The 6,937-nt window shown below is 67.9% G+C and carries 6 protein-coding genes; 4 read left to right on the top strand and 2 right to left on the bottom strand.

Annotation, left to right across the window (positions count from 1 at the left end; all coding sequences use genetic code 11):
* Both VMJ70_12890 and VMJ70_12885 read left to right on the top strand, forming a co-directional pair.
* The coding region (locus VMJ70_12890; protein ID HTO92021.1) for a hypothetical protein at window positions 1–280 on the top strand (280 nt) is incomplete at its 5' end.
* Between the two features lie 179 nt (window positions 281–459).
* Complete coding sequence (locus tag VMJ70_12885) at window positions 460–1,134, top strand: hypothetical protein (GenBank protein ID HTO92020.1); 675 nt, start codon at window positions 460–462, stop codon at window positions 1,132–1,134.
* A 151-nt stretch (window positions 1,135–1,285) separates the two neighbouring features.
* Here the strand turns inward: VMJ70_12885 and VMJ70_12880 are convergent, their stop codons facing one another.
* Window positions 1,286–3,226 carry a glycoside hydrolase family 20 zincin-like fold domain-containing protein gene (locus tag VMJ70_12880; protein HTO92019.1) on the bottom strand — a complete coding sequence of 647 codons (1,941 nt, stop codon included), beginning with the start codon at window positions 3,224–3,226 and terminating at the stop codon, window positions 1,286–1,288.
* A 220-nt stretch (window positions 3,227–3,446) separates the two neighbouring features.
* Between VMJ70_12880 and VMJ70_12875 the strand changes: the two genes are divergently transcribed.
* On the top strand, window positions 3,447–5,330 hold the full coding sequence (locus tag VMJ70_12875; GenBank protein ID HTO92018.1) for a DUF885 family protein: 1,884 nt from the start codon (window positions 3,447–3,449) through the stop codon (window positions 5,328–5,330).
* Between the two features lie 40 nt (window positions 5,331–5,370).
* Here VMJ70_12875 and VMJ70_12870 read toward each other — a convergent pair whose 3' ends face one another.
* Window positions 5,371–5,754, bottom strand: a complete 384-nt coding sequence (locus tag VMJ70_12870) for a MarR family transcriptional regulator (GenBank protein ID HTO92017.1) — start codon at window positions 5,752–5,754, stop codon at window positions 5,371–5,373.
* Window positions 5,755–5,955: 201 nt separating this feature from the next.
* Between VMJ70_12870 and VMJ70_12865 the strand changes: the two genes are divergently transcribed.
* On the top strand, window positions 5,956–6,420 hold the full coding sequence (locus VMJ70_12865; protein ID HTO92016.1) for a cupin domain-containing protein: 465 nt from the start codon (window positions 5,956–5,958) through the stop codon (window positions 6,418–6,420).
* Window positions 6,421–6,937 lie beyond the last annotated feature (517 nt).

Genomic DNA, 6,937 nt, shown 5'->3' with positions numbered 1-6,937 from the left:
CACCGTCTACAACCTGGAGAACTTCGGGCCCGACTCGACCACCAACTTCGCCCTGCTCTTCATCTATGGCGGAAGCTACATGTGCAGTGCCGCTCCGCTGGTCGACAGTCCAATCCCGCAGACTGCCATCCATGTCGCCGGAGTGATCAGCCAGTACCAGACCTCCGCGGCACCCTTCAACGGCAGCTATGAAATCATCCCGCGATTCCCTTCCGATCTGTGCTGCTTCACGCCGGTGCGGAATCAGACCTGGGGCCAGATCAAGCTGAAATATCGGTAGATGCGTCGAATGCGATCGCGCCGTTCCAGCTGAGCGTCGACGGCTCGAGGCGATGCGCCCCGACCTTCACCCGCCGCTGGCCACTACCGAGAAGCGTGTTCGAGGTCGTATTCTCGAGCAGGATCGTGGTCGTTGCTCGCGGGGTCGCTGGATCCGCAGGGCGATGGGGGAGGAGCGAAATGTTCCGCGGGTTGAGCGCTCTTCTTGTTGCGGGAGCGGTGCTCTCGTCCGAAGCGGCCGCGCAAACGGTCCCCGCTTCCGTCGATTGCCGGAGCGGACATCTCGGCGCCGCGGAGCGCGAGACGTGCGCATCAGCGGATCTCACGCAACTCACGGCCAGCGTCGATAGCCTGACGGCAAGACTGGAACGCACGTTAACCGGCCGCGACAGGCAGGCCCTGGTGGACACGGAGTCCCCGTTCGTGAGGCAGCGCAACGACTGCTCGAATGGGGACTCGCTCGTGCACGAGTGCGTCGAACGACTGTTGCGGAGTCGGTTGGACGCCCTTTCCGTGGCAGCCACCTCGCCGTCGTCGATCCTGGCTGAAACCACGCGGTACTCGTTCGTTGATGTGCCTTACGTCCTCAGATGGGGTTCGTCGCTCGTTGGCAAGCGCGTCCACGTCTGGGGCCAGATGACGCTCGATCCCGGGGCGACGCCGGGGGCTCGCGTCCACGGTGCCGTTCATGATCGCTCCGCAGCGTCGGGGACCGCGTCGTTACCGGTCCTTTTCAAGACGATGAACGGGACCCGGGCCAGGTGGTTCTACGACGCGAAGCAACCGTCGGCCTACTGGGAGGGGACGCTCGAGCGGCGAGATGCTGGATTCGTCCTCGCCGAGGTTCAGCCATAGGACGGGTCCCGCTCCGGAAATTGCAGCCGATCCCGAGCCTCACCGCCGGTGTCAAAGGTTTCTCTTCAAGTGTTTCGCCGACGCACGGCTAGACCAGGTTTCGCGCGGGCGGGCGCGCGCGCCTCGCCTCGCCCGCCGCGCTTTAACCGACTCAGGGCATGAGCTCGAGCTCATCGGCGGCCGGCAGTGAGCGGCCGAGGCGGACGCGCAGATCACACTCGCGAAAGCGATCGGTTTCGGCCAGCCAGAGTTGCGCGTCTCGATCGTAGAGGGCGAGGAGATTCCCGAGCCAATAGGGACGATTGTCTCGCCGCCAGAGTCGTTCCTGCTCGTCGCGGAGCGCCAGCGTCGTCTCACGCCCCTCGACCAGCGCCGCGTTGATGCGCTCCATCGAGTGTTTCCATTCGGCGGATTGACGCGCGGCTGCCGACGCCTGCAATTCCCGAAACCCCGCGGCGACGTCCCGGGCGACGCGAGCCCGCATTCCGATCGCGTGCATCCGTTCGGCAGCGAAGTCGTACGTGTCGAGCATCTCGCGATTCACGGCGGCCCGCTCCCGGGCGCGCGCGATCCGGAGGCGCGCGTCCTCAGCCAGCTGGCAGACGATCCCGCTGGCGGGAGCAAGCGACGCCGACATCTGGTTGTCGAGCGGGGAGCCGAACGGGTGCTGCCAGTAGAGCGCGAGGTTGGCGTCGTAGCGCGTAGCGGACTGCACCGTGCGATGGATCTGCTGCAGCCGGGCGATCGCGTCCGCGAGCTCGGTTCCCGGTGAGCGGAGCAGCCACCAATCGAATGCGTCGTGCAGGCGCGTGGTATCCAGCGCGCCCTCCTGCCATGCGGCTGCGGCGCCACCAGCCAGCGCGTACCAGCACAGGTCGAACGGCGCATCGCCATTGTCGGCCCACACGCAGGTGATCGCGCCCGCGACCCCGGCCTTCCGGCCCTGCGCGACGAAATCGCGGATGCAGGGCAGCGCAATGTCGAGATTCGGGAAGACGCGGTTCCAGTTGAGCGCCCCCGGGCACACGAACAGCTGGAGCTGAGCGGCGACGAAAGGATTGATCCAGCGCGAATAGTCCTTCTGCGAGTCGTAACACCAGCTCGTAATCGCGACGTCCCGGGGAAAACGACTCGCCCACTCGGGATGGTCCACGATCGCGTCGCCCCAGATCATCGCCCGCTTGCCGTGGGCCCGGGCGATCGCCGCCAGATGACTCACGTGATCGAGGAACAGCCCGTCCGGGCCCTCGGACTCGACTCGCGAACGGCTGCGTCCCTGGCCGAGGTCGCCGGGCTCGTCTCCGCCCAGATGGATCCACGGCCCGGGAAACAGAGGTGCGAGCTCGCTCACCATCGAGCCCACGAACGCGTCCGCGTCGGGACCGGGCGCAATCGTCGAGCCGTGAGGAAACTCGGCGAGCGGCTGATAGTGCTCCTGCCTGAGGATCGTCTGCATGTGTCCTGTGGTCTGCTGCTCCGGAACCAGCTCGACGTGATGGCGGCGCGCGAACCGGACCAGTTGATCCACGTCGCTCGAATCGAGCGTGCCTCCGGACGCGGCGAGCAACGGGTGGGCGCGATAGGCGAAGGAGGTCTCGAAGTAGAGCAGGTACAGGTTGAGCTTCAGCTCCGCCGCGGTTCGAATGCGGCGCTCGAGGGTCTCGAGCGTTGGGAGCGGCCCGCGGCTGAGGTCGTCGTGAACCCCGCGCCAGCGCAGGGAAGGCACATCCTCGATCGCCACGGCATCGAGTCCGTCCGGCTCGACCAGCTGGCGCAGCGTCTGGACGGCGTAGTAGAGCCCGGCGGCGGTGGCGGCCGTTGCGCGCGCGCCGCGCGCGTTCACCGTCAGGCGATAGCCTTCTTCGCCGAGCTCGCGCGCGTTGGGATCGCGGGAGAGGACGATCGTCCCGGCGCCGCCTTTGACTATTGCGGGGGTCACTCCACAGGCGCGCCGGATTTCGTCGCTCAGCAGGCGCGCCGCGAAGCCATCCTCCTCATCGTCGCCGGCGACCGCAATGCGCACCCCCTCGCCGAGCGGCAGGCGGCCTTCGCCCGGCGTGAGGTGCCGGGGCTCGGGCAGCAGGCGCAGCACGGCGGAGGCCGGAGCCGACGCGAGTGTGGCCGCGAGTGTCGCGAGGACCGCGATCGTCGCGGCGGCGCGTGCTCGTGGGGGACTGGCTTGGACGCCGCCTCGCATGGGAGACATTGTACCCATCGAGATGCCTCGTCGCTTGCGCCGCGTGTGCAGACTCAATCAGTGCTAGCCTCCCCGGCCGAACGGAAAGGAGGCTCTTATCCATCGCCCTCATCTCATGAGAGTCGCCGCGATTCTGGTGACGGCGCTTTCGGTAGCGCCGTTCGCCGGCGCGCAAGCGTCGACACCGGTTCCGGCCAACGACACGTCGACGGTTCCCGCGCTCCAGGCGCTGGTCGGGCCACCCGCGAGCGAGATGGCCGCGGTCGTCGACCGATTCAGCGCCGACCGGGAAGCCCTCGCTCGACGCTATGACGCTTTCGATTCGCCCGCACAGCGGGCTCGGATGCGCGCGTTCTACGGCGACTGGAGGCTGCGGCTCGGCGAACTCGACTTTTCGAGGCTCGGCCAGGAGGGACAGGTCGACTACGTCCTGCTCGACCACGAGCTGACGCACGAGCTGGCGCTGCTCGATCGGCGGGACAGGCAGCGTCGTGAGACGGAGCCGTTGCTTCCGTTCGCCGACCGATTGCTCGCGCTCCAGGACGCGCGGCGTGATCTTCGCCCCGTCGACCCTCGCGCCGCGGCCCGCACCCTCTTCGACGTCACCCAGCAGGTGGACAGCCTGCGCGCGGCGCTCGACAAAACGAGCCCCGGCGCGGGCGCGAAGCCGGCGGCCGGCGCATCGGCTCGACGCGGCTCGCCCGCGGTGACGAAGACCGTCGCCAATCGGGCGGCGGACGATCTCGATCGGATCCGTGGCGTCGTTGCCGGCTGGTACAAGTTCTATGACGGCTACGACCCGGTCTTCTCCTGGTGGCTCAGGGATCCATACGCGAAGCTCAACGATGCGCTGACCGCGTACGCGCGCACCCTGCGCGAGAAGCTTGTCGGGATCCACGGTGCGACGGCGACGACCGCCGATGCCGAGCGCGGCGAGGCCGCACCCGCCAACCAGCCGATCATCGGCGACCCGATCGGCATCGAGGGGCTGAATGCCGAGCTGGCGTACGAGATGATCCCGTATTCGCCGCAAGAGCTGATCGACATCGCCGAACATGAGTACGCGTTCAGCCTGAGCGAGGCGAAGAAGGCCGCGAAGGAGATGGGCTTCGGAGACGACTGGAAGGCGGCGATGGAGAAGGTGAAGAACACCTACGTCGACCCCGGCGCGCAACCGGAGCTGATCCGCAGCCTCGCGCGCGAGGCGGAGGCGTTCTTCGATCAGCACGACTGGGTGACGATCCCGCCGCTCGCGCGCGAAGACTGGCGGATGGAGATGCTCTCGCCCGAGCGCCAGCGCGTGTCGCCGTTCTTCCTGGGCGGCGAGCTGATCCTCGTGTCGTATCCGACGGCCGACATGCCGGAGGACGAGAAGCTGATGAGCCTGCGCGGCAACAACCCGCACTTCTCGCACGCGACGGTGTTCCACGAGCTGAATCCCGGGCACCACCTGCAGGGATTCATGGCGGCGCGCTACAACCCGCACCGGCGACTGTTCTCGACCCCGTTCTGGAGCGAGGGGCAGTCGCTCTACTGGGAGATGTTTCTCTGGGATCACGGCTTTCAGGTGTCGCCGGAGGATCGGCTCGGCGCGCTGTTCTGGCGCATGCACCGCAGCGCGCGGATCATCTTCTCGCTCAACTTCCATCTCGGGAAGATGACGCCCCAGCAGGCGATCGACTACCTGGTCGACAACGTGGACTTCGAGCGGGCGAACGCCGAAGCGGAGGTGCGGCGCTCGTTCAACGGCAGCTACTCGCCGTTGTATCAGGCGAGCTACATGATCGGCGGGCTCCAGCTTCGAGCGCTGCATCATGAGCTGGTCGACTCGCAGAAGATGACCGATCGTGAATTCCACGACGCGGTGCTGCAGGGCGGCCCGATGCCGATCACGATGGTGCGCGCGCGACTCGAGAAGACGCCGCTCGCGCGCGAGGGCGCGCCGCCATGGCGATTCGCGGCGCAGCTGCCACCTCCGGTGCCGGCGCCGGCGCGGTGATGCCGGCGTCGAGTCGATCGAAGAGCCGAGGCAGTCGCCGTCAGGCCGGTCGCTCCGGCGCCCCGGCGCTCGGCCCCGACAGTTCGACCAGCAGCTGGCGGAGCAGCTCCAGTCGCTTGGGGCCCAGTTTCCGCGCCCAATCGCGCTCGACCTCCATCACTGCCTCCCGGATCGTGGCGACCACCTTCCTGCCGCGGGCCGTGAGAGAGATGCGCGTGGAGCGCAGGTCGTCGGGGTCGTCGCGGCGCTCGAGGTAGCCGAAGCGCTCCATCTGGCCGAGCAGATGGTTCACCGACTGCTTGCTCGCGCCGACGCGAGCCGCGAGCTCGGACGGCTTGAGCCCCTGGGGTCCGGGAAAGAGGAACAGGTTCAGGTGGGCGACGTCGAGGTCGTCGAAGCCACGCGCATGCAGTCGTTCCAGCATGCGTCGGCGCACGGACTCCCAAGGCATCCGCAGCAAGGCCCCGATGAGCGCGGGGCCGAACGGCCCCGGGACGGGGTTGGTAAAGCGCCTTGACTGTCGGCTCGAAGCCATAGTAAAGTCACTTTACCGAAGTCGAGAGCGGAACGCCAGCGGATGTTGCCGCTCCGCCCTCGAACCCGGCCTCGCAAGGAGACCCGAGCCATGGCCCCTCTCATCGACCCGCTCCGCGTCAATCCATCCGAGCAAACCACGCGCCTGGGTCCGCTCGGCGTGCGCTTCCTGGTTGCCGGGGAAGCGGCGGGCGGGAGCGTCGCGATCTTCGAGGTCATGGTGCCTGGCGGTCAGCGCCTGATGGCGCCCGCTCACAGCCACGATCACTATGAAGAGACGATCTACGGCCTCGAGGGGGTACTGACCTGGACCGTCGGTGGGAAGCCTTTCGATGTCGGCCCCGGACAGGCCCTGTGCATTCCGCGCGGCGCCGTGCATCGCTTCGACAACAACGGCAGCCAGGACGCCAAAGCGCTGTGCGTCGTCACGCCCGCGGCGATCGGTCCCGAGTACTTTCAGGAGGTGGCCGCGGTGATGCAGGCGACGGACGGACCTCCGGACCGCGCGAAGCTGGCCGAGGTCATGCGCCGCCACGGCCTCACCCCGGCGCCGTGACCGGTCGCACGGCTCCCCGCACTCTCAGAAGGCAGCGCCGCTCGTTGACGCGGGTCGAGCTCAGTCCGAACAGGCAGGGGACCCACCTCAAGGCCCATCCCCGACACTGATCGCGCGTGTGGGAACGCTGCACCAGTCGCTCCACGAGCCCTCGTAGAGCAGGACGCCGTCAAAGCCCGCCAGCGGCTCTTTCCTGCCCGAGTAGCGCTCCGCGGAGCGCGTGTCGAGCATCGTACGCGACGACGTGGGTGCTGGCACCGATTCCAGCCGAGGACATGCACCGGCCGAAATCCGCGGCATCGGGAAGGGGAGAGTGTTCATATCCGGCTCACGCCGCAACCCGGCCGGGGTGCGGACTCGCCTGTCGTGCGGCCCTCCTCAGGGGTGGGTCGGCGCGCTCTGCCTGCGACCTGCGAGCGTGGAGTACGCGACATCGACCGGCGGGTCGCCATTCGGCCAGTCGCGCTCCTTGCCGGGCGTGTCGGGGCGCGGGTGCGACAGGATGAAGGCGGCGACG

The organism is Candidatus Sulfotelmatobacter sp. (assembly GCA_035498555.1).
In the GTDB taxonomy this organism is placed as follows: domain Bacteria; phylum Eisenbacteria; class RBG-16-71-46; order RBG-16-71-46; family RBG-16-71-46; genus DATKAB01.
Note: the sequence above shows the minus strand (reverse complement) of the source record. Positions and strands in the feature narration are given on the sequence as shown.